This is a genomic window from Enterococcus sp. AZ128 (assembly GCF_051714485.1).
Taxonomy (GTDB): domain Bacteria; phylum Bacillota; class Bacilli; order Lactobacillales; family Enterococcaceae; genus Enterococcus_A.
Window position 1 is genome coordinate 2162814 of record NZ_JBIORZ010000001.1, and the last position, 22089, is coordinate 2184902.

Annotated in this window: 12 protein-coding genes, 2 tRNA genes and 6 rRNA genes; 4 read left to right on the forward strand and 16 right to left on the reverse strand. The window is 44.1% G+C overall.

Features of this window, described 5'->3' with window-relative positions; all coding sequences use genetic code 11:
* Nucleotides 1–24: 24 nt before the first annotated feature.
* A complete protein-coding gene (locus IGI38_RS10660) occupies nt 25–735 on the forward strand; it encodes a GntR family transcriptional regulator (protein ID WP_438729676.1) in 711 nt (236 codons plus the stop codon).
* A gap of 13 nt (nt 736–748) precedes the next feature.
* On the opposite strand, the gene lacC is transcribed toward IGI38_RS10660, so the two are convergent.
* The 6 genes from lacC to IGI38_RS10690 form a co-directional block, all read right to left on the reverse strand.
* Nucleotides 749–1690: a tagatose-6-phosphate kinase gene (gene lacC, locus IGI38_RS10665; RefSeq protein ID WP_438729679.1), complete on the reverse strand. Its 942-nt coding sequence runs from the start codon at nt 1688–1690 to the stop codon at nt 749–751.
* Nucleotides 1691–1701: 11 nt separating this feature from the next.
* On the reverse strand, nt 1702–2709 hold the full coding sequence (lacD, locus tag IGI38_RS10670; protein WP_438729682.1) for a tagatose-bisphosphate aldolase: 1008 nt from the start codon (nt 2707–2709) through the stop codon (nt 1702–1704).
* Between the two features lie 20 nt (nt 2710–2729).
* Nucleotides 2730–3902 carry an SIS domain-containing protein gene (gene agaS / locus IGI38_RS10675; protein ID WP_438729685.1) on the reverse strand — a complete coding sequence of 391 codons (1173 nt, stop codon included), beginning with the start codon at nt 3900–3902 and terminating at the stop codon, nt 2730–2732.
* Between the two features lie 12 nt (nt 3903–3914).
* Nucleotides 3915–4646: a GntR family transcriptional regulator gene (locus IGI38_RS10680; protein ID WP_438729688.1), complete on the reverse strand. Its 732-nt coding sequence runs from the start codon at nt 4644–4646 to the stop codon at nt 3915–3917.
* Between the two features lie 313 nt (nt 4647–4959).
* A complete protein-coding gene (locus tag IGI38_RS10685) occupies nt 4960–6363 on the reverse strand; it encodes a L,D-transpeptidase family protein (RefSeq protein WP_438729692.1) in 1404 nt (467 codons plus the stop codon).
* A 288-nt stretch (nt 6364–6651) separates the two neighbouring features.
* The gene (locus IGI38_RS10690) at nt 6652–7638 is read right to left on the reverse strand and encodes a LacI family DNA-binding transcriptional regulator (RefSeq protein ID WP_438729695.1); all 987 of its coding nucleotides are present in this window, start codon (nt 7636–7638) and stop codon (nt 6652–6654) included.
* 374 nt (nt 7639–8012) lie between these two features.
* Between IGI38_RS10690 and IGI38_RS10695 the strand changes: the two genes are divergently transcribed.
* Nucleotides 8013–8630, forward strand: a complete 618-nt coding sequence (locus IGI38_RS10695) for a LysM peptidoglycan-binding domain-containing protein (protein ID WP_438729698.1) — start codon at nt 8013–8015, stop codon at nt 8628–8630.
* Nucleotides 8631–8682: 52 nt separating this feature from the next.
* Here IGI38_RS10695 and IGI38_RS10700 read toward each other — a convergent pair whose 3' ends face one another.
* Nucleotides 8683–9330, reverse strand: a complete 648-nt coding sequence (locus tag IGI38_RS10700) for an HAD-IA family hydrolase (RefSeq protein WP_438729701.1) — start codon at nt 9328–9330, stop codon at nt 8683–8685.
* Between the two features lie 123 nt (nt 9331–9453).
* Here IGI38_RS10700 and IGI38_RS10705 point away from each other — a divergent pair, with 123 nt between their 5' ends.
* Nucleotides 9454–10425, forward strand: coding sequence for a ring-cleaving dioxygenase (locus tag IGI38_RS10705; protein WP_438729704.1), 972 nt, complete (start codon nt 9454–9456; stop codon nt 10423–10425).
* Nucleotides 10426–10438: 13 nt separating this feature from the next.
* Nucleotides 10439–11059, forward strand: a complete 621-nt coding sequence (locus IGI38_RS10710; protein ID WP_438729707.1) for a flavin reductase family protein — start codon at nt 10439–10441, stop codon at nt 11057–11059.
* A 23-nt stretch (nt 11060–11082) separates the two neighbouring features.
* Here the strand turns inward: IGI38_RS10710 and IGI38_RS10715 are convergent, their stop codons facing one another.
* The 9 genes from IGI38_RS10715 to IGI38_RS10755 form a co-directional block, all read right to left on the reverse strand.
* Complete coding sequence (locus tag IGI38_RS10715; protein WP_438729710.1) at nt 11083–11436, reverse strand: iron-sulfur cluster biosynthesis family protein; 354 nt, start codon at nt 11434–11436, stop codon at nt 11083–11085.
* Between the two features lie 101 nt (nt 11437–11537).
* Nucleotides 11538–11611: transfer RNA gene (locus tag IGI38_RS10720), tRNA-Asn, on the reverse strand.
* Nucleotides 11612–11619: 8 nt separating this feature from the next.
* Nucleotides 11620–11735: ribosomal RNA gene (gene rrf, locus IGI38_RS10725) — 5S ribosomal RNA — on the reverse strand.
* 74 nt (nt 11736–11809) lie between these two features.
* Nucleotides 11810–14722, reverse strand: a 23S ribosomal RNA gene (locus IGI38_RS10730).
* A 173-nt stretch (nt 14723–14895) separates the two neighbouring features.
* A tRNA-Ala gene (locus IGI38_RS10735) sits at nt 14896–14968 on the reverse strand.
* Nucleotides 14969–15050: 82 nt separating this feature from the next.
* Nucleotides 15051–16609: ribosomal RNA gene (locus IGI38_RS10740) — 16S ribosomal RNA — on the reverse strand.
* A 400-nt stretch (nt 16610–17009) separates the two neighbouring features.
* Nucleotides 17010–17125: ribosomal RNA gene (gene rrf / locus IGI38_RS10745) — 5S ribosomal RNA — on the reverse strand.
* A 74-nt stretch (nt 17126–17199) separates the two neighbouring features.
* Nucleotides 17200–20112 (reverse strand): 23S ribosomal RNA (locus tag IGI38_RS10750).
* 221 nt (nt 20113–20333) lie between these two features.
* Nucleotides 20334–21892 (reverse strand): 16S ribosomal RNA (locus tag IGI38_RS10755).
* Together the 16S, 23S and 5S rRNA genes with 2 tRNA genes alongside form the textbook arrangement of a ribosomal RNA operon.
* Nucleotides 21893–22089 lie beyond the last annotated feature (197 nt).

The following is a 22089-nucleotide window of genomic DNA, read 5'->3' on the forward strand; positions in this document are numbered from 1 at the left end:
CTATTCATTTTTTGGAGGAATAGTATGGCAATACCAAAATATCAACTCATAAAAGACGAGCTGAAACAACAGATCATTTCCGGCAAATTTGAAAACGGCGACAAATTTTATACTGAAGCTGAATTAGCTGAAATGTTCAAAGTCAGTTCGATCACTGTCATCCGTGCATTAAATGATCTAGTAAAAGATGGTTTTATAGTTCGGCAGCAAGGCCGCGGCTCCTTTGTTTCACGAGCACGCAAAGGAAAATTGGTTGAGTTTTCCGACATTGAATTGTTCCCGATCAGCCATGATCAAGTACAGGTCTTATCGATTGTTCGCGGAAATGATCCTAAATTTTTGAGCAGATTAGGTCTGCCGGATACCGCTTACTATTGCTGTATCGAGCGACTTCGCACGACGGAAGACATACCTTACATGTATCATCGAACTTATTTGCCAGAACAATATGTGAACACAAACTATCCAGAATTGAGCCACTATAATTCGATCTATCAACGCTTTAAATTGGATTACAATATCCATATGAACGAAGAAGATTTTACAGAGACCAACGAGATCAAATTTCCTACTCCTGATAGAGAGGCAGATAAATTACAGATCCCTACTGAAGAACCGACAGTCCTGCAAATTCGAGTGACCAAGCGAAAAGACACGCAGCAGGTACTAGAATATGTCGAGACTTATAAAAAGTGGAACTTCTACAAAATTGAGCTAGTTTCAAAAAACACTTAACGTTTAGATCGAGCTAACGCTCGATCTTTTTTACAGCAATTTTTGCGACATGCTCTTGCACATTAACTGGATTCACATGGCCTGTCGTTCTTTCTTGAGCGTTAGCCATTCCCGTTGCCATACAAATCCTCAACAAATCCTCAGGCGGCATCGCTTCAGATAGCGCATAAGCAAACCCCGCAATTGTTGAATCCCCAGACCCAACTGGATTAACGACTTTAATTGTTGGAATCGTCACTCGATAGAATGTGCCTTTGTGTTTGGCGATCGCTCCGGCTTTGCCTAATGAAACAACGATCCACTCGATTCCATCAAATAAGGACTGCTCTAATGCCGTTTGAATGTCATCCAATTGTTCAAGAGAAAATTTTTGCTCCAGTAATGCTTCTAGCTCTTCTAAATTAGGTTTGATCAAATAAGGCTTTGCTTGACCTTTTAAAACTTTTTTCAAACTTTCACCCGAAGTATCAAGAAGCACCTTCACTTCTTTTTCTTGAGCAGCTTGAATGAGCGTTTGATAAAACTCTTGTGGCAATCCCTTTGCTAAACTACCTGAAATGGTTGCTATATCCGTTTGCTCAAGCAGCTCTTCAAATTGTTTCAAAAAAGTGATTTGCTCTTCACTTGAGACAGTCGGGCCAGATTCTAAAATCTCTGTCTGATTTCCTTCATGCAAAATGGCGATTGAATCTCGGCTTTCCTCTTTAATAGGTGTAAATACCTGTTTGATTCCAGCTTTATTTAACTCTTCTGCGATAAATCCTCCATGGAATCCACCAAGAACACCGGTAGCAAGCACATCCCCTCCTAAATCATGGATTACGCGGGTCACATTTAATCCTTTCCCACCTGCCGTCTTAGTCACCTGATCCGTTCGATTGACCGTATCAATTTTCAATCTATCCAGCGGGTAGGAAATATCGATTGAAGGATTCATCGTTACAGTTACTATCACGAGATCGCCTCCTATTTTATGACAGCTTCCTCAACTACTTGCACTTTGCTATGCCAGGAGCTTGCTGTTTTTGCTAAAACGCTATTTAAGCTTTCGATATTTTTCCGACCTTCATTTTCGAGCCATTTACGAGCAGCAGGTTCTCCTGATTCAATGAACGGTTTCACGCCATTTTTCCACGTTGCACGGCCGCATAAAACACCATTGAAGGTTGAGCCAGACTCATTAGCAAAGACCAGCGTTTGTTGGAACAATTCTGTAGAAACTCCCGCGCTCAAGAAAATGAACGGCAATTCGGTTGCCTGGCTTTGTTCTAAGAAATATTTAGCAGCTTCTTCTTTCGTATAAGCTGTTTCACCTGTTGTAAAGCCTTCAACGAAATTCATATTGACCGGTACTTCGACTTTCAATACATCTACTTTGTATTGCGGTCTCGAGAATTCTTTCATCATTTCGTTAACTTTATGGGGTTTCACTCTTGCATATTCAATTGAAGCTACATCGGCATTTTTAGCATCGTAAGAAACTAATTCTAAATAAAATGGAAGGTCCTCTTCTGCACATTCGCTACCTAATCGTTCAATGAAAACATGCTTTTGATGATTGATTTCTGGATTTTCATCCACGTCATAATATAGTAAGAACTTAACTGCATCAGCCCCTTGTTCCTTTAAACGTAATACAGACCAATTGGCTAATAAATCGGGAAGACGTCCTGGCGTTGTCGCATCATAACCCGTTTTTTCGTAAGCCAGCAATAATCCTGCCTCAGCATGACGTGCTTTTTCGGCTGGTAACCCATATTCTGGATCCAATAAAATCGAGGACGCATACGGAGTCAATTCACTAGAAACTAATTCCTTAAAGTTTTCAATATGTTTGTCCGTCGGTTCTGCATCCAGCGCCTTGATCATTTTCTTCAATGCGCCTCGTTGGTCAATCGCTAAAGCACTAATGATTCCGTCTTTTGTCGATAAGCGGTCCATTGCCGCTTTTTTTCCTGCTGTTAACGTAAGCATGTCTCTTCCTCCCAGTTGTCCTACTTATATTCGTGAATCGTTACACCTTTTACCACGCGGTTAACGGTGCCTGTTGGTGATGGTGTATCCGGTTTATTTGACACTTTGATAGATGTTAATATCGCTACTGTTTGAGCTACCATGACATATGCCAGTGCTAAATAACCATCTGGTAATAATTGTGCGTCAGCGACGAATTCAAATTTATCGCCAGAAAAATTCCGGTCGCCAGGTTGAGTGATAGCAAAAACACCGGAAGCGATTTCATCTCCACGAACTTCTTCTAAGACATCCAAATCATAATCACGGGTATACGAATCATTATTAACAAAACCAAACATAATCGTTTTTTCATTGATGAATGATTTCGGTCCGTGACGGAAGCCCATCGATGAATCAAAGACTGTAGCGATTTTTCCTGCTGTCAGCTCTAAAATTTTCAATTGAGCCTCCCGTGTCAATCCTGCTAAACTTCCTGAACCAACATAAACGATTCGTTCAAAATCTAGTTCTACGATTTTTTCGAGTTCATTCTCACGAGCAAGAACTTCTTTACCTAGTTTGCTTAATGCTGCAACATACTTTTGTTTTTCTGCTAGATCTGTTTGGTCGAATGTTAATAATGTGCCCAACGTCATACAAGAAAAACTGCCTGTCATCGCAAAACCATCATCGTTGGAACGCGCCGGCATCAAGAATAAAAAGCTATTCGAATCTTTTTTACTGATTTGAGCCAATTGTCCCTCTTCCGCACAAGTAATCGACAGATGGTGAATCGTATCAACCACTTTGTTTGCAATCTCAACGGCTGCCAAACTCTCCGGGCTATTCCCACTTCTCGCAAATGATACGAGCAAAGTTGGTTCTTCCTTGATCAAGTATTCCTCTGGTTCTGCCACAATATCTGTAGTACCAATACTTTCAAAACTAAATTCTTGAACATTTCCATGTTTGCGCAGGTAAGGAACCACTGTATCACCTACATATTGAGAAGTTCCCGCACCGGTAAAAATCACTCGTATTCGTTTACCTTGCGCCTGTTTTCTAACTTCTGTTAAGAAATCCTCTAATTCTGCTTGCACTGTTTGATACAGTGCTATCGTTTCTTCCCATAATTCTGGCTGTTGGCGAATCTCACGAGTCGTGATTTCTGCGCCCAACGTTTCTAATTTTTCCTTTGCTACAGTAAACATGCTGCAACTCTCCTAACTATTTCGAATATGGCGAATCTGATAATGAAATTGATCCGCACGAGCGACACTCAGGGTAAATTCGATAATTTCATTTTTCATATTATAGGTTTGACGAGCTAAATGGAGAACTGGCGCCCCTTCTGGGATCATCAATTGCTTTGCGTCGTCCTTTGAGGCAATACTGGCATACAATTCCTCATCTGCTAATCGAACCGTTTGATTAAAGTCCTCAGTAAAAAGATCGTAGAGTGGCTTACTTCGTAAAAGCTGGTCATTTAATGACAAAAAAAATTTCACCGGCAAATAGGTATCCTCGATCATTAATGATTCACGGTCAGCGATTCGCAGCCTACTCAGTTTGAAAACGGCCTCACCTAATGAAAGATTGAGGTGCTGAGAAATAAATTTATCCGCCTCGACTTTTTCAAATGACAAGATCCTGGTCTCTGGATTTCTTCCAAGGCTTTTCATCTGTTCAGTAAAACTATAAGCACCCGCTAAATCTGCAGCGTCTTTCTTGATATCAGAAACAAAGGTACCTTTTCCGTGTCGACGATAAATATACCCAGTACTTTCCAATTCTTGCAGAGCTAAACGAACCGTCGTCCGGCTAACTCCATATTGAGCTGTCAATTCTCGTTCAGATGGCAGTTTATCATGAGGAATCATGCTAGTTTCCATCCGTTCTTTCAATAAATCAACAAGCTGGTGATACAAAGCTTTGTTTTTAAAAGAATTTTCCATGGGATTCTCCTTCACACTAACTGGTTATAACCACAAACCAATAGTAAGGTGGTTTTTTTAAGTTTGTCAATAAAAAATAATTAAAAATTATCAGAACCTTACACAATCGTTGATATTCCAGTGATTCTTATGGATTTATCTTTTACTTTAGTTGATTACCATTCTTCATTTCATTATGATCGCTCATTAAAAAACACAAAAATCTAATACCAGTTCTAGAATTGATATTAGATTTGTTCACTTCACTTCATTTTTAACGAAAAAAAAGTGCTGACACCTCGGTCAGCACTTTGACTATTATTGGATTTACGAATTAAAAAACTAGTACCGGAGTTCCTACATCTAAGATCGGATAAAGCTCAGCCATTTTTGCTGGCGGTGTGTTAATACAGCCATGTGAGCCACGATATAACCACAAATCTCCACCGTAAGCATATTGCCAATCGGAATCATGGATACCAACTCCCGTTTTATCGATCGGCATCCAGTATCGTACCGGGCTTGCATATTTTGACCCATCATCATTCAACCCTCGTAAAATTTGATCCGTTGACTTGCTTGTCACGTAGTTTACTCCTGGTGGGGTTGGTGTCGAAGGCTTCCCGCTGACGATATCTGTCTCGAACTGAAGCGTGCCTTCTTTGTAGTACCACATATATTGATTTTGAAGATCCACTTCCACGTAAGTATTTCCGAGTGTCGTCTGCACATTAGGAACTTCACTCTCTACAATCGGAGTACGGCTGAAATTTTTCCCCTTTAGGACCTGGGCACTCAAAGCTTCGACCTCTGAAGGAATATTGATTGACCAGCTATAAATGCCCGCCGGAACAGAAACTTCTCCACGTCTCGTACTATTAAAAGATGTAGAATTCTCAACAGTGTTGTGTTCCGTATTTAAGTTGGTTACATACGCTGTAACCTTTTCTTGATCAAGCAGTACATCAGCTTTTTCATTCGTTGTTAACCAACTGCCGAGTTCTTCTGGAGAAATGGTAATTTTCTTCCCGTTGATCGTATAGGACGCCTCCAACTTGGCCAATTGATTCATTTTGTCTTTTAATTTTTTTAACTGACTATCCTCTTTCGTCAAAATCGGTTGCGCATAATAATCTTCCGCATTTACTGTTTGCTTCCCATTTTCGAGATTCTTGATTAACGCCTTTTGAGCTGCAGCAACATCAATCGTATCGCCCTGTTGTTCTGGAACAATCTCAAAATCGCCATCACGCCATTCAATCTTAGCATTCGTTGTTGGTGTACGAGTCATATTTTTTTGAAGGATTTCCGTCCCCAAATTTTCGACTAACTGATTAACATAATCTTGATCATACGTACTAGCTAATTGATGGCGGCATCCTAATAAATTATTTATGCCCCATGCAAAAGGAGTTTGTTGCTGCTTGATCCTCGAGAGCGCATCCACATGATCCTTCTGCCAGCCAAGTTCACTCCGCTTTATTTTCTTCCACAACTTATTGTCAAGTTTAATCGCAACGGAAGCTTCCGTTAATTCAGTATTTATTTTTTCATTCGCCTCATCAACCGTCAATCCGCCTACATTGATATTATTTACCTTAGTTTTCGGCAATAACCGTTCTGCGTAATGGACACTCTTAAACGAATAGAAACTAACAACTATCAGTAAAACTACCAAACAGATAATAATGATTCTTTTCGTTTTATCCTGAAAAAAATCTTCCCCACGCCTTTTCAAAAAATACATCCTCACTTTTCCTGATTAAATTTGATTCATCCCAAGGCAACTACCCCTGTTGCTTTAGAAGGTCTATCACTTTTCACTACCATCATATTCTACCAAAAAATAATGGCCTATGTCTAATTTTTTATGCTTTTTTTGTGAAATACTAGCTTTACTAATTAACAAGTGCCTTTATTCAGTATTTTTCGATAGTTAATTCACGAAAAAATATCTTTAAAATAATTCAAACGCTGTAAAAAAGAAGTTGATTATATGTATCCACCGCTTTTTCTACTATTATAATTATGTCTGGAACGTCACATGAAAGAGGCGATCATCCATTCTTCGTTCTGGTTGGTCAATTGCCATTTGGATCTTTTCAGCATAAGCCTTTCCTAATTCTCGATAAGGCTGCCGAACACTTTTGATCTGCGGACGAACGATCTGAGTAACTTCGCCGCCATCAAAACCAACAACAGTCATTTCTTGATCCAAAATTTTCCCACTATCGTAGACTGCCTGATAACAGCCAATCGCTAACATATCATCACAGCAAAAAATCGCACTTACCTCCGTCTTCCTTAGTAATTCAGCAGATCCCTCATAGCCGCCCTCAATGGTCAACGGCATTTGTTTGATATGCTTTTCTTCTATTATTAAATCGTGGTCAATCATAGCCTGTTGATAGGCTTCGTAGCGTTCCCCTAGATGATAATGTTCAGAATTATCCATAATCAATCCAATCTTGCGATGTCCCTCGCAAATAAGCCAGTCAACGGCTTGATAGACACCAGAATATTCATCAATCTTAACGGTTCCATAGTAGCCTTCATTCAGTCCTCGGTCAGCAAATATTACCGGGATGTTTTGAAAACGGCCTTTTTCGAAGAGTTTTTCCTGACTATAATCATTAGGTGTAAATAAGAAGATACCTTCTACCGCAATCCTTGCCAATTGATTTAATAGTTCTTGCTCTTTATGGAAATCATGATTTGATTCGCAAATAATCAGGTAATATCCCTGTTTTTCAACTTGACACTTGATCTCTCTCACGATCGCTGAGGCAAATTGTTCGGAAAAATCAGGAACGATGACTCCGATCGTCTTCGATTTTTGAGCAATAATATTAGAAGCAAAATAATTGGGAGAATACTGTTGTTCCTCAACCACCCTTAAAACTCTTTGTTTCGTTGATTCGCTAAAGCGGCCGCCCTTTTGATTAAGAATTTGGGAGACCGTTGTAACTGATACCCCTGCTAACCGCGCGATTTCCTTGATTGTGACCTTCATCTTGCACCTCATTTAATCCTTGTCTGTTTAACTTTTCTTAATAAATATCCCGCTAAATTCCCGATTTTTTACTTCCTTAATTTTCTGTTTTTTTACAACCACGTTTCAACATTGCAATTTTAAGCAGCGCTTTCAAAAATGAGCACTCCAAAACAGGGCATAAATACCTTAGTAGAGAGCCTTTTTCAGTTATTCTTAAAAGAGATTAAGTATTTCAAAAGTTCGATTTCAGTCAGTTTCTGTTACATTTATACATTTCATTGTAACGTCTTGTCACTGGTTTATAACCCATGACATGAAGAAGGATGGTAAAGTATGTCTCGTAGTCGAAATGACTGATTTACATTAAAAACTTTTTTGGAGGAATTTACATAATGAAATTTGGAAAAACTCTTGTACTTACGACTTTACTAACAGCTGGTGCAGTATTTGCACTAGGAACAAATGAAGCTCATGCAGCTGAAAACTACACTGTTCAATCAGGTGACACGCTATCAAAAATCTCAATCAAATTTGCCGGTGACAACAGCTTAGTTGATTCAATCGCAAAAGAAAACAAAATTTCTAACGTTGATATGATTTTTGAAGGTCAAAACTTAACCATCGATACAGATGCTAAAGGGAATACGACAGTGACACCAGCTCAAGAACAAACTGCTCCTGTTCAAACAGAACAAACTTCACAAGCAGCCGCTACTGTTCAAGAAACAGCGCAACAAGCAGCCCCTGTGCAACAAGAAGCCGCTACTGCTGAAACAGCAACACCTGCAAGCACAAACTCAGCCAAAGAATGGATTGCACAACGTGAATCTAGCGGTTCATATACGGCTACAAACGGTCAATACATTGGACGTTACCAATTATCTGCTTCATACCTGAATGGTGACTACTCTGCAGCGAACCAAGAACGTGTAGCTGATCAATACGTAACTTCTCGCTATGGTTCATGGGAAGGTGCACAAGCATTCTGGCAAGCAAACGGTTGGTACTAAGTCGAAATACAGCTCAAAAATCCCTCATATGAGGGATTTTTTTGTCTTAAATCTATTTTAGAAATGCTTGGTTAACTGCCGCAGAAAGCTCTTCAACTTTTTCTACGATTAGGTCAGCTTCTGCCGCTACCATTTCCTGACGGTCTCCAAATCCATACAAAACACCGATGCTCTTTAACTGGTTTGCTTTAGCACCAAGGATATCAAATTCTCGATCGCCAATCATCACTGCTGGCGCTTCAGCCAAATGCTCCAATGCATAAGCGATCACATCCACTTTTTTTGAACGCTCTCCGGCCAAATCTGCTCCAAAAATCCCAGAGAAATAGTTTAATAGGCCCGTATTTTCAAGAACCTGATTTGCAAAAAATTCTGGTTTTGAAGTAGCAACCGCTAAATAGTAGTCCTCCGATAATTCTGTCAACAATTCATGAATACCCGAGTAAACTGAAAGCTGCTTGATTCCTTCTTCCGTATAATATTCACGATAAACTTCGACAGCACCTTGCGCCTCAATCTCAGGCAAATCATAAAGCTGCTTTAACGTTTTCGTTAACGGCGGTCCGATGAAACTATGCAACGCAGCCTCATCAGGAATCTCCAAACCCTTTTTTTCCAGCATATAACGGACACTATTTACGATTCCTTCGCTAGAATCAGTCAATGTCCCATCCAAATCAAATAAAACAATATTTTTCATCGTCTACCTCCTGCCTCCATCCTACTGATTCCTTTCTAAAATATCAACCTAAGGCAATATTCTTGCTAAAAAAACTGGATACACATATACTTACTTTTAGTAAGAATTTAGGGGGAAATTATTATGGATACAAAAATTCGCGGATTACACCACGTGACAGCAATGACTTCTAGTGCCGAAAAAAATTATCGCTTCTTTACCGATATTTTAGGCTTGCGTATGATCAAAAAAACCGTTAATCAAGACGACATTGAAACTTATCATTTATATTTTACCGATGATGCTGGCGCTCCTGGAACTGATATGACGTTCTTCGATTTTCCACAAATTCCCAAGGGAACTAAAGGAACCAACAGTATCTCTCGGACCGGTTTTCGTGTTCCGACCGATGCTTCTCTAGATTATTGGGTACAACGTTTTAAAAACTTAAATGTAGTTCATAGCGAGATTAAAGAACGTTTCGGCAAAAAATATTTAGAATTTCAAGACTATGACGATCAATGGTTCCAATTAGTTTCCGATGAAAAAAATCTAGGTGTTGCTGGGGGTACTCCATGGAAAAATTCCAATGTACCCGCTGAACATGCTATCTTTGGCTTAGGACCAACCATTGTCACCGTCGCAAAATTTGAACATTTGAAATTAGTTTTAGAAAATCTTTTAGGTTTTGAAGAAACGGCTGCAGAAGACAGTATGCATCAATTCGAGGTAGGTGAAGGCGGTAACGGGGCTACAATCCTGGTTGACGATCAACCAGATATGCTTCCTGCCCAAGAAGGCTATGGCAACGTTCATCATTTAGCTTTACGCATTGCAGATGACGAAGCGCTTCGGGATTGGATTGAAAAAATCAATGCCTTGGAATTTCCTAATTCCGGTTTTGTCGATCGTTTTTATTTCCAATCAGAATATTTCTTAGCTGCACCAAATGTTCTCTTTGAATTGGCAACAGACGGTCCCGGCTTTTTACAAGATGAAACATATGAAAATGCTGGAGAAATTTTATCTCTACCACCCCATCTACAATCAAAACGTGACGAAATCGAAGAATACGTTCGACCATTCGATACATCAGACGCAAATAAAAAACGTTAATAAGGAGAAAGCTATGCTCTTCTATTCAGCAAAAGACCTAACTACTAAACAAAATTACAAGTTTTTGACTGGCAGTGTCATTCCACGTCCAATCGCTTGGATTACAACAGTTAATCAAGAGACAAATGTAGTGAATGCTGCACCGTTCAGTTATTTCAATGTGGTCGCCAAAGAATTACCGTTAGTCAGCCTTTCGATCAATCGAAAGGGGCAAAAAATGAAAGATACCGCTCGCAATTTATTCCAGCAAAACGAGGGCGTGATTCATCTGGTCAATGATCATATATTGAATGAAATGAACCAGTCCGCCGCTTCATTGCCTGCGGAAGAAAGTGAAATGAACTATAATGATCTCACTTTATTAAATAGCCAAGAAGTTTCTGTTCCAGCGATACAAGAAGCTCCAATTCGTTTTGAAGTGCGGCTGCATCAATATATACCAGTCAAAGGCAATGATGAAACGATTATCAGTGATTTGTTTATCTTAGAAGTCTTAAATTATCATTTTGAAGAAACCCTCTTTGATCAAGAAAAAGAATATATTGATCCCTTAACGTTTGATCCATCAGCACGTTTGGCAGGAAATACTTACAGTCATATTGCTAGAACCTTAGATTTAAAAAGACCAAAATAAAAAAGGAATGGGCTCATTTGAGCTCACTCCTTTTTTTCTCGTAAATCAATAATGTGTACGTTCCCATCGATCATACCACTGGGACCCTTTAATTTGATTAAAGACATTCGCGGATCAAAAGTTAAAGACATCTCATCCTCTAAGTATAATTTGGAATGTTCCTTGATTGGTATACTCCACAGGTTACTTTCAACATTTAATGTATAATCCGAATGATCTTGTTCCTCGTCCAAAATCAGCAAACGGAAACTAATATTTAATGCACAGCTGCCAGATTTAGAGTAGCGGCCTACACCATCATCCAAATCTAGAACAATTAGACTGCCTTGATATTTTTCAAGTTTCTCGACCAATTCATCTGCTATTTTTATATACATAACTCTCATCACCTCAAATAAAGCATAGCACGATTTTAACAATCAGCTAAATACTTTGCTCACACAAAAAAAAGACAATCTATAAAAGACTGTCTTTAGAACTCCGGCAGTAGGACTCGAACCTACGACATCATGATTAACAGTCATGCGCTACTACCAACTGAGCTATGCCGGAATAATTTAGCGTGGCGACGTCCTAATCTCACAAGGGGCAACCCCTCACTACAATCGGCGCTAAGAAGCTTAACTTCTGTGTTCGACATGGGAACAGGTGTATCCTTCCCGCTATCGCCACCACACTTGTTGTTTGAGTAAACTTCGTTCACTCAAAACTGGATCAGAAACCTTTAAACTACCTTGAATCAATTTTATTTTGGTTAAGTCCTCGATCGATTAGTATCAGTCCGCTCCGTACATCACTGCACTTCCACTCCTGACCTATCTACCTGATCTTCTCTCAGGGATCTTACTTTCTTAAAGAAATGGGAAATCTCATCTTGAGGTGGGCTTCACACTTAGATGCTTTCAGCGTTTATCCCTTCCCTACATAGCTACCCAGCGATGCCTCTGGCGAGACAACTGGTACACCAGCGGTAAGTCCATCCCGGTCCTCTCGTACTAAGGACAGATCCTCTCAAATTTCCAACGCCCGCGACGGATAGGGACCGAACTGTCTCACGACGTTCTGAACCCAGCTCGCGTGCCGCTTTAATGGGCGAACAGCCCAACCCTTGGGACCGACTACAGCCCCAGGATGCGACGAGCCGACATCGAGGTGCCAAACCTCCCCGTCGATGTGGACTCTTGGGGGAGATAAGCCTGTTATCCCCAGGGTAGCTTTTATCCGTTGAGCGATGGCCCTTCCATGCGGAACCACCGGATCACTAAGCCCGACTTTCGTCCCTGCTCGACTTGTAGGTCTCGCAGTCAAGCTCCCTTGTGCCTTTACACTCTGCGAATGATTTCCAACCATTCTGAGGGAACCTTTGGGCGCCTCCGTTACTCTTTAGGAGGCGACCGCCCCAGTCAAACTGCCCATCTGACACTGTCTCCCATCACGATTAGTGATGCGGGTTAGAGTGGTCATAACACAGGGGTAGTATCCCACCAGCGCCTCTGTCGAAACTAGCGTCCCGACTTCTACGGCTCCTACCTATCCTGTACATGTGGTACAAACACTCAATATCAAACTGCAGTAAAGCTCCATGGGGTCTTTCCGTCCTGTCGCGGGTAACCTGCATCTTCACAGGTACTAAAATTTCACCGAGTCTCTCGTTGAGACAGTGCCCAAATCGTTACGCCTTTCGTGCGGGTCGGAACTTACCCGACAAGGAATTTCGCTACCTTAGGACCGTTATAGTTACGGCCGCCGTTTACTGGGGCTTCAATTCGTACCTTCGCTTACGCTAAGCACTCCTCTTAACCTTCCAGCACCGGGCAGGCGTCAGCCCCTATACGTCATCTTTCGATTTTGCAGAGACCTGTGTTTTTGATAAACAGTCGCTTGGGCCTATTCACTGCGGCTGATCGTTAGATCAGCACCCCTTCTCCCGAAGTTACGGGGTCATTTTGCCGAGTTCCTTAACGAGAGTTCTCTCGCTCACCTTAGGATTCTCTCCTCGACTACCTGTGTCGGTTTGCGGTACGGGCCGTTGTTTTCTAACTAGAAGCTTTTCTCGGCAGTGTGACATCGGGAACTTCGGTACTTTTATTTCCCTCCCCATCACAACTTGTCCTTAGAGATGTAAGCATTTGACTCACATCAAGACTCATTGCTTGGACAGACATTTCCAATCGTCTGATTCCTTAGCCTCCTGCGTCCCTCCATTGCTCAAACAAAAACAACGGGTACAGGAATATCAACCTGTTATCCATCGCCTACGCCTTTCGGCCTCAGCTTAGGTCCCGACTAACCCTGGGCGGACGAGCCTTCCCCAGGAAACCTTAGTCATTCGGTGGACAGGATTCTCACCTGTCTTTCGCTACTCATACCGGCATTCTCACTTCTAAGCGCTCCAGCAGTCCTCACGATCTACCTTCAACGCCCTTAGAACGCTCTCCTACCAACACACCTTTAGGTGTGCTCCACAGCTTCGGTAAACTATTTAGCCCCGGTAAATTTTCGGCGCAGGGTCACTCGACTAGTGAGCTATTACGCACTCTTTAAATGGTGGCTGCTTCTAAGCCAACATCCTAGTTGTCTGTGCAACCCCACATCCTTTTCCACTTAATAGTTATTTGGGGACCTTAGCTGGTGGTCTGGGCTGTTTCCCTTTCGACTATGGATCTTATCACTCACAGTCTGACTCCCAGAGATGAATGGATGGCATTCGGAGTTTATCTGAATTCGGTAACCCGAGATGGGCCCCTAGTCCAAACAGTGCTCTACCTCCATCATTCTTACTCTGAGGCTAGCCCTAAAGCTATTTCGGAGAGAACCAGCTATCTCCAAGTTCGTTTGGAATTTCTCCGCTACCCACACCTCATCCCCGCACTTTTCAACGTACGTGGGTTCGGTCCTCCAGTGCGTTTTACCGCACCTTCAACCTGGACATGGGTAGATCACATGGTTTCGGGTCTACGACCACTTACTCATTCGCCCTATTCAGACTCGCTTTCGCTGCGGCTCCGTCTTTTCGACTTAACCTCGCAAGTAATCGTAACTCGCCGGTTCATTCTACAAAAGGCACGCTATCACCCATTAACGGGCTCTAACTTGTTGTAGGCACACGGTTTCAGGATCTATTTCACTCCCCTTCCGGGGTGCTTTTCACCTTTCCCTCACGGTACTGGTTCACTATCGGTCACTAGGGAGTATTTAGCCTTGGGAGATGGTCCTCCCGGATTCCGACGGAATTCCTCGTGTTCCGCCGTACTCAGGATCCTCCTAGGTGCCAGTCAAATTTTGTCTACGGGGCTTTTACCCTTTCTAGCAGACCTTTCCAGGTCCTTCGACTATTTCACTGGACTACCATATCGGAGTCCTACAACCCCAAGAGGCAAGCCTCTTGGTTTGGGCTTTTCCCGTTTCGCTCGCCGCTACTCAGGGAATCGATTTTTCTTTCTCTTCCTGCAGGTACTTAGATGTTTCAGTTCTCTGCGTCTACCTCTAATCAGCTATGTATTCACTGAAAAGTAACATCCTATAAAAGATGCTGGGTTTCCCCATTCGGAAATCTCCGGATCAAAGCTTACTTACAGCTCCCCGAAGCATATCGGTGTTAGTCCCGTCCTTCATCGGCTCCTAGTGCCAAGGCATCCACCGTGCGCCCTTATTCACTTAACCTTATCAACCTTTCGGTTGGGTCTTACTAACTTTCATGAGCGATCATTTCCGTTAGTAATAAAAAATAAGCAATTGAACTTATTAAAAAACTCATTCAACGCGGTGTTCTCGGTTTGTTTAAATTTGTTTCTGTATCCAGTTTTCAATGAACGATTGATGACCAACGTCATCAATGGAGCCTAGCGGGATCGAACCGCTGACCTCCTGCGTGCAAAGCAGGCGCTCTCCCAGCTGAGCTAAGGCCCCGATATTGATTATTAGATTGAGAGTAGACCTCTCAAAACTGAACGAATAAAGCAACCTGTGTAGTCTCCGTAATATTCCTTAGAAAGGAGGTGATCCAGCCGCACCTTCCGATACGGCTACCTTGTTACGACTTCACCCCAATCATCTATCCCACCTTAGGCGGCTGGCTCCAAAAGGTTACCTCACCGACTTCGGGTGTTACAAACTCTCGTGGTGTGACGGGCGGTGTGTACAAGGCCCGGGAACGTATTCACCGCGGCGTGCTGATCCGCGATTACTAGCGATTCCGGCTTCATGTAGGCGAGTTGCAGCCTACAATCCGAACTGAGAGAAGCTTTAAGAGATTAGCTTAGCCTCGCGACTTCGCGACTCGTTGTACTTCCCATTGTAGCACGTGTGTAGCCCAGGTCATAAGGGGCATGATGATTTGACGTCATCCCCACCTTCCTCCGGTTTGTCACCGGCAGTCTCGCTAGAGTGCCCAACTAAATGATGGCAACTAACAATAAGGGTTGCGCTCGTTGCGGGACTTAACCCAACATCTCACGACACGAGCTGACGACAACCATGCACCACCTGTCACTTTGCCCCCGAAGGGGAAGCTCTATCTCTAGAGTGGTCAAAGGATGTCAAGACCTGGTAAGGTTCTTCGCGTTGCTTCGAATTAAACCACATGCTCCACCGCTTGTGCGGGCCCCCGTCAATTCCTTTGAGTTTCAACCTTGCGGTCGTACTCCCCAGGCGGAGTGCTTAATGCGTTAGCTGCAGCACTGAAGGGCGGAAACCCTCCAACACTTAGCACTCATCGTTTACGGCGTGGACTACCAGGGTATCTAATCCTGTTTGCTCCCCACGCTTTCGAGCCTCAGCGTCAGTTACAGACCAGAGAGCCGCCTTCGCCACTGGTGTTCCTCCATATATCTACGCATTTCACCGCTACACATGGAATTCCACTCTCCTCTTCTGCACTCAAGTTTCCCAGTTTCCAATGACCCTCCCCGGTTGAGCCGGGGGCTTTCACATCAGACTTAAGAAACCGCCTGCGCTCGCTTTACGCCCAATAAATCCGGACAACGCTTGCCACCTACGTATTACCGCGGCTGCTGGCACGTAGTTAGCCGTGGCTTTCTGGTTAGATACCGTCAAGGGATGAACATTCTACTCTCATCCTTGTTCTTCTCTAACAACAGAGTTTTACGATCCGAAAACCTTCTTCACTCACGCGGCGTTGCTCGGTCAGACTTTCGTCCATTGCCGAAGATTCCCTACTGCTGCCTCCCGTAGGAGTTTGGGCCGTGTCTCAGTCCCAATGTGGCCGATCACCCTCTCAGGTCGGCTATGCATCGTTGCCTTGGTGAGCCGTTACCTCACCAACTAGCTAATGCACCGCGGGTCCATCCATCAGTGACGCAAAAGCGCCTTTCAAATAGAAACCATGCGGTTTCTATTGTTATACGGTATTAGCACCTGTTTCCAAGTGTTATCCCCTTCTGATGGGCAGGTTACCCACGTGTTACTCACCCGTTCGCCACTCCTTTTCTTTCGGTGGAGCAAGCTCCGGTGAAAGAAAAAGCGTTCGACTTGCATGTATTAGGCACGCCGCCAGCGTTCGTCCTGAGCCAGGATCAAACTCTCATAAAAAGTGTTTGAAACAGTCTTGCGACTGTTAAGCTCAATTGTAATAATTGACTTGCTAGCATATTGCTTGCTATGTTGTTTGTTTCTATTTAAAAGAAACGCCCTACACATTTGGTTTGTTTTATTCGTTCAGTTTTCAAAGGTCTACATTGTTTGTCGCTTTGTTTCAGCAACTTTTATATCTTAACAGCTTACTGAGTTAATGTCAACAACTTTCCTGATTTTCTTTAGAAGTTATTGCCATAAACATTTTGTTAGCTTAGTTATAATAACTTAACGTTTAAACAGTGTCAATAGTATTATTTAACAAATTTCAAAATATATCTCGTGACATATAAACTTACTATAACCAAAATTAACTGTTTAGGAAATAAAAATTCCATCCTGTTTAGGATGGAATTTCGCGTGGCGACGTCCTAATCTCACAAGGGGCAACCCCTCACTACAATCGGCGCTAAGAAGCTTAACTTCTGTGTTCGACATGGGAACAGGTGTATCCTTCCCGCTATCGCCACCACACTTGTTGTTTGAGTAAACTTCGTTCACTCAAAACTGGATCAGAAACCTTTAAACTACCTTGAATCAATTTTATTTTGGTTAAGTCCTCGATCGATTAGTATCAGTCCGCTCCGTACATCACTGCACTTCCACTCCTGACCTATCTACCTGATCTTCTCTCAGGGATCTTACTTTCTTAAAGAAATGGGAAATCTCATCTTGAGGTGGGCTTCACACTTAGATGCTTTCAGCGTTTATCCCTTCCCTACATAGCTACCCAGCGATGCCTCTGGCGAGACAACTGGTACACCAGCGGTAAGTCCATCCCGGTCCTCTCGTACTAAGGACAGATCCTCTCAAATTTCCAACGCCCGCGACGGATAGGGACCGAACTGTCTCACGACGTTCTGAACCCAGCTCGCGTGCCGCTTTAATGGGCGAACAGCCCAACCCTTGGGACCGACTACAGCCCCAGGATGCGACGAGCCGACATCGAGGTGCCAAACCTCCCCGTCGATGTGGACTCTTGGGGGAGATAAGCCTGTTATCCCCAGGGTAGCTTTTATCCGTTGAGCGATGGCCCTTCCATGCGGAACCACCGGATCACTAAGCCCGACTTTCGTCCCTGCTCGACTTGTAGGTCTCGCAGTCAAGCTCCCTTGTGCCTTTACACTCTGCGAATGATTTCCAACCATTCTGAGGGAACCTTTGGGCGCCTCCGTTACTCTTTAGGAGGCGACCGCCCCAGTCAAACTGCCCATCTGACACTGTCTCCCATCACGATTAGTGATGCGGGTTAGAGTGGTCATAACACAGGGGTAGTATCCCACCAGCGCCTCTGTCGAAACTAGCGTCCCGACTTCTACGGCTCCTACCTATCCTGTACATGTGGTACAAACACTCAATATCAAACTGCAGTAAAGCTCCATGGGGTCTTTCCGTCCTGTCGCGGGTAACCTGCATCTTCACAGGTACTAAAATTTCACCGAGTCTCTCGTTGAGACAGTGCCCAAATCGTTACGCCTTTCGTGCGGGTCGGAACTTACCCGACAAGGAATTTCGCTACCTTAGGACCGTTATAGTTACGGCCGCCGTTTACTGGGGCTTCAATTCGTACCTTCGCTTACGCTAAGCACTCCTCTTAACCTTCCAGCACCGGGCAGGCGTCAGCCCCTATACGTCATCTTTCGATTTTGCAGAGACCTGTGTTTTTGATAAACAGTCGCTTGGGCCTATTCACTGCGGCTGATCGTTAGATCAGCACCCCTTCTCCCGAAGTTACGGGGTCATTTTGCCGAGTTCCTTAACGAGAGTTCTCTCGCTCACCTTAGGATTCTCTCCTCGACTACCTGTGTCGGTTTGCGGTACGGGCCGTTGTTTTCTAACTAGAAGCTTTTCTCGGCAGTGTGACATCGGGAACTTCGGTACTTTTATTTCCCTCCCCATCACAACTTGTCCTTAGAGATGTAAGCATTTGACTCACATCAAGACTCATTGCTTGGACAGACATTTCCAATCGTCTGATTCCTTAGCCTCCTGCGTCCCTCCATTGCTCAAACAAAAACAACGGGTACAGGAATATCAACCTGTTATCCATCGCCTACGCCTTTCGGCCTCAGCTTAGGTCCCGACTAACCCTGGGCGGACGAGCCTTCCCCAGGAAACCTTAGTCATTCGGTGGACAGGATTCTCACCTGTCTTTCGCTACTCATACCGGCATTCTCACTTCTAAGCGCTCCAGCAGTCCTCACGATCTACCTTCAACGCCCTTAGAACGCTCTCCTACCAACACACCTTTAGGTGTGCTCCACAGCTTCGGTAAACTATTTAGCCCCGGTAAATTTTCGGCGCAGGGTCACTCGACTAGTGAGCTATTACGCACTCTTTAAATGGTGGCTGCTTCTAAGCCAACATCCTAGTTGTCTGTGCAACCCCACATCCTTTTCCACTTAATAGTTATTTGGGGACCTTAGCTGGTGGTCTGGGCTGTTTCCCTTTCGACTATGGATCTTATCACTCACAGTCTGACTCCCAGAGATGAATGGATGGCATTCGGAGTTTATCTGAATTCGGTAACCCGAGATGGGCCCCTAGTCCAAACAGTGCTCTACCTCCATCATTCTTACTCTGAGGCTAGCCCTAAAGCTATTTCGGAGAGAACCAGCTATCTCCAAGTTCGTTTGGAATTTCTCCGCTACCCACACCTCATCCCCGCACTTTTCAACGTACGTGGGTTCGGTCCTCCAGTGCGTTTTACCGCACCTTCAACCTGGACATGGGTAGATCACATGGTTTCGGGTCTACGACCACTTACTCATTCGCCCTATTCAGACTCGCTTTCGCTGCGGCTCCGTCTTTTCGACTTAACCTCGCAAGTAATCGTAACTCGCCGGTTCATTCTACAAAAGGCACGCTATCACCCATTAACGGGCTCTAACTTGTTGTAGGCACACGGTTTCAGGATCTATTTCACTCCCCTTCCGGGGTGCTTTTCACCTTTCCCTCACGGTACTGGTTCACTATCGGTCACTAGGGAGTATTTAGCCTTGGGAGATGGTCCTCCCGGATTCCGACGGAATTCCTCGTGTTCCGCCGTACTCAGGATCCTCCTAGGTGCCAGTCAAATTTTGTCTACGGGGCTTTTACCCTTTCTAGCAGACCTTTCCAGGTCCTTCGACTATTTCACTGGACTACCATATCGGAGTCCTACAACCCCAAGAGGCAAGCCTCTTGGTTTGGGCTTTTCCCGTTTCGCTCGCCGCTACTCAGGGAATCGATTTTTCTTTCTCTTCCTGCAGGTACTTAGATGTTTCAGTTCTCTGCGTCTACCTCTAATCAGCTATGTATTCACTGAAAAGTAACATCCTATAAAAGATGCTGGGTTTCCCCATTCGGAAATCTCCGGATCAAAGCTTACTTACAGCTCCCCGAAGCATATCGGTGTTAGTCCCGTCCTTCATCGGCTCCTAGTGCCAAGGCATCCACCGTGCGCCCTTATTCACTTAACCTTATCAACCTTTCGGTTGGGTCTTACTAACTTTCATGAGCGATCATTTCCGTTAGTAATAAAAAAATAAGCAATTGAACTTATTAAAAAACTCATTCAACGCGGTGTTCTCGGTTTGTTTAAATTTGTTTCTGTATCCAGTTTTCAATGAACGATTTGAGAGTAGACCTCTCAAAACTGAACGAATAAAGCAACCTGTGTAGTCTCCGTAATATTCCTTAGAAAGGAGGTGATCCAGCCGCACCTTCCGATACGGCTACCTTGTTACGACTTCACCCCAATCATCTATCCCACCTTAGGCGGCTGGCTCCAAAAGGTTACCTCACCGACTTCGGGTGTTACAAACTCTCGTGGTGTGACGGGCGGTGTGTACAAGGCCCGGGAACGTATTCACCGCGGCGTGCTGATCCGCGATTACTAGCGATTCCGGCTTCATGTAGGCGAGTTGCAGCCTACAATCCGAACTGAGAGAAGCTTTAAGAGATTAGCTTAGCCTCGCGACTTCGCGACTCGTTGTACTTCCCATTGTAGCACGTGTGTAGCCCAGGTCATAAGGGGCATGATGATTTGACGTCATCCCCACCTTCCTCCGGTTTGTCACCGGCAGTCTCGCTAGAGTGCCCAACTAAATGATGGCAACTAACAATAAGGGTTGCGCTCGTTGCGGGACTTAACCCAACATCTCACGACACGAGCTGACGACAACCATGCACCACCTGTCACTTTGCCCCCGAAGGGGAAGCTCTATCTCTAGAGTGGTCAAAGGATGTCAAGACCTGGTAAGGTTCTTCGCGTTGCTTCGAATTAAACCACATGCTCCACCGCTTGTGCGGGCCCCCGTCAATTCCTTTGAGTTTCAACCTTGCGGTCGTACTCCCCAGGCGGAGTGCTTAATGCGTTAGCTGCAGCACTGAAGGGCGGAAACCCTCCAACACTTAGCACTCATCGTTTACGGCGTGGACTACCAGGGTATCTAATCCTGTTTGCTCCCCACGCTTTCGAGCCTCAGCGTCAGTTACAGACCAGAGAGCCGCCTTCGCCACTGGTGTTCCTCCATATATCTACGCATTTCACCGCTACACATGGAATTCCACTCTCCTCTTCTGCACTCAAGTTTCCCAGTTTCCAATGACCCTCCCCGGTTGAGCCGGGGGCTTTCACATCAGACTTAAGAAACCGCCTGCGCTCGCTTTACGCCCAATAAATCCGGACAACGCTTGCCACCTACGTATTACCGCGGCTGCTGGCACGTAGTTAGCCGTGGCTTTCTGGTTAGATACCGTCAAGGGATGAACATTCTACTCTCATCCTTGTTCTTCTCTAACAACAGAGTTTTACGATCCGAAAACCTTCTTCACTCACGCGGCGTTGCTCGGTCAGACTTTCGTCCATTGCCGAAGATTCCCTACTGCTGCCTCCCGTAGGAGTTTGGGCCGTGTCTCAGTCCCAATGTGGCCGATCACCCTCTCAGGTCGGCTATGCATCGTTGCCTTGGTGAGCCGTTACCTCACCAACTAGCTAATGCACCGCGGGTCCATCCATCAGTGACGCAAAAGCGCCTTTCAAATAGAAACCATGCGGTTTCTATTGTTATACGGTATTAGCACCTGTTTCCAAGTGTTATCCCCTTCTGATGGGCAGGTTACCCACGTGTTACTCACCCGTTCGCCACTCCTTTTCTTTCGGTGGAGCAAGCTCCGGTGAAAGAAAAAGCGTTCGACTTGCATGTATTAGGCACGCCGCCAGCGTTCGTCCTGAGCCAGGATCAAACTCTCATAAAAAGTGTTTGAAACAGTCTTGCGACTGTTAAGCTCAATTGTAATAATTGACTTGCTAGCATATTGCTTGCTATGTTGTTTGTTTCTATTATAAAAGAAACGCCCTACACATTTGGTTTGTTTTATTCGTTCAGTTTTCAAAGGTCTACATTGTTTGTCGCTTTGTTTCGGCAACTTTTATATCTTAACAGCTTATTGAG